Raw genomic sequence first — 2247 nt, 5'->3', positions numbered from 1 at the left:
GAACATCTCGCAGGATCTGAAATCGGGAGCGATGTTCTACCATCAGCACCCGCGTCCCGGAAAGCTCGAGATCCAGCCCACCAAGCCCCTCGGCAACCAGCGCGACCTGGCGCTTGCTTACACGCCGGGCGTCGCCGCTCCCTGCGAGGCCATTGCCGCGAATCCCGCCGAGGCCGCGAACCTCACCTCCCGCCAGAACCTCGTCGCCGTGATCTCCAACGGAACGGCCGTTCTGGGCCTCGGCGACATCGGCCCGCTTGCCTCCAAGCCCGTGATGGAGGGCAAGGCGGTCCTGTTCAAGAAATTCTCCGGCATCGACGTGTTCGACATCGAGCTGGCGGAGAAGAACGTGGACAAGCTCGTCGAGGTCGTCGCGGCTCTCGAGCCCACCTTCGGCGGCATCAATCTCGAGGACATCAAGGCTCCCGAGTGCTTCGAGCTGGAGGAGCGCCTGAAGGCCCGCATGGGCATTCCGGTTTTTCACGACGATCAGCACGGCACGGCCATCATCGTGGGCGCGGCCGTCACGAATGCCCTGGAGCTTGCGGGCAAGCGCATCGAGGACGTGAAGATCGTCACCTCAGGCGCCGGCGCTGCCGCACTCGCCTGCCTCAACCTCCTGGTGTCGCTCGGCGCGAAGCGCGAGAACATCTGGGTCACGGATATCGAAGGCGTGGTTCATGACGGTCGCAACGAGCTCATGGACCGCTGGAAGTCGGTCTATGCGCAGAAGACCAGCGCCCGCACTCTGGCCGATGTCATCGAGGATGCGGACGTGTTCCTGGGCCTCTCCGCGGGCGGCGTGCTGAAGCCCGAGATGCTGGCGAAGATGGCCCCGCGCCCGCTCATCATGGCCCTCGCCAATCCTTATCCGGAGATCATGCCGGAGGAGGCCGAGGCTGCCCGTCCCGACGCCATGATCTGCACCGGGCGCTCGGACTACCCGAACCAGGTCAACAACGTCCTGTGCTTCCCCTACATCTTCCGTGGCGCGCTGGACGTGAGTGCGACGACGATCAACGAGGAGATGAAGGCGGCGGCGGTGAAGGCCATCGCGGCTCTCGCCCGCGAAGCCCCCTCCGAAGTCGTGGCGCGGGCCTATGGCGGTGAGGCGCATCCCTTCGGGCGCAAGTCCCTGATCCCGAGCCCCTTCGATCCGCGCCTGATCCTGCGGATCGCGCCTGCCGTGGCGAAGGCTGCCATGGATTCCGGCGTGGCGACGCGGCCCCTGGAGGATCTGGAGGCCTACGCCGATTCCCTCGGCCGCTTCGTCTTCCGCTCCGGCTTCATCATGAAGCCGCTGTTCTCCAAGGCGAAGGCGGACCCGAAGCGGGTCATCTATGCCGAGGGCGAGGATGAGCGGGTCCTGCGCGCCGTGCAGGTCATCGTCGAGGAACGGCTTGCCAGGCCGATCCTGATCGGACGCCCGAGTGTGGTGGAGACCCGCATCAAGCGCTTCGGCCTCTCCATGGAGATCGGCAAGCACTTCGAGCTGGTGAATCCGGAAGACGATCCGCGCTACCGCGACTATGTCGCCACTTACGTGGAGGCGGCGGGCCGCAAGGGGATTACGCCGGATGCGGCGAAGACCCTGGTGCGCACGAATTCCACCGTCATCGGCGCGGTGGCCGTGAGGCGAGGGGATGCGGATGCCCTCATCTGCGGGCTGGAAGGGCGCTTCCAGTCGCGACTGAAGCACATCAAGGACATCATCGGCCTGGCTCCCGGCGTCAATGAGATGGCTGCGCTTTCGCTGGTGATCACGTCGAAGGGCGCGTACTTCCTGGCCGACACGCATGTTCAGCCAGACCCGAATGCGGAGCAGATCGCCGACATGACGATTGCCTGCGCGAGCCATGTGCGCCGCTTCGGCATGGAGCCGAAGATCGCGCTTCTGTCCCATTCCGACTTCGGCGCTGCGGATACCCGCTCGGCGGTGAAGATGCGCGAGGCGCTTGCCCGCATCAACGAGCGGGGGCCCGATCTCGAGGTCGAGGGCGAAATGCAGGCGGACTCGGCGCTCTCCGAGATGATCCGCGAGCGGGTCTATCCGGCTTCGCGCCTGAAAGGCGAGGCGAACGTGCTCATCATGCCGAACCTGGACGCAGCCAACATCGCCTTCCAGTTCACCAAGATCCTGGCGGATTCGCTTCCGGTCGGCCCGATCCTCATCGGCCCGGCCAAGCCCGCACACATTCTCACGCCGTCCGTGACCGCGCGCGGCATCGTCAACCTCACGGCAATTGC

1 protein-coding gene is annotated in these 2247 nt (G+C 65.6%); it reads left to right on the top strand.

Translation table 11 applies throughout. From position 1 onward, the window contains the following. Positions 1-2247 (top strand): NADP-dependent malic enzyme (locus LG661_RS24500; protein WP_322098917.1); only part of this gene is annotated, 2247 nt, incomplete at both ends.

The sequence above is a fragment of the Microvirga roseola genome (assembly GCF_020866965.1).
Taxonomy (GTDB): Bacteria; Pseudomonadota; Alphaproteobacteria; order Rhizobiales; family Beijerinckiaceae; genus Microvirga; species Microvirga roseola.
This window is presented reverse-complemented; position numbering and strand designations above follow the sequence as displayed.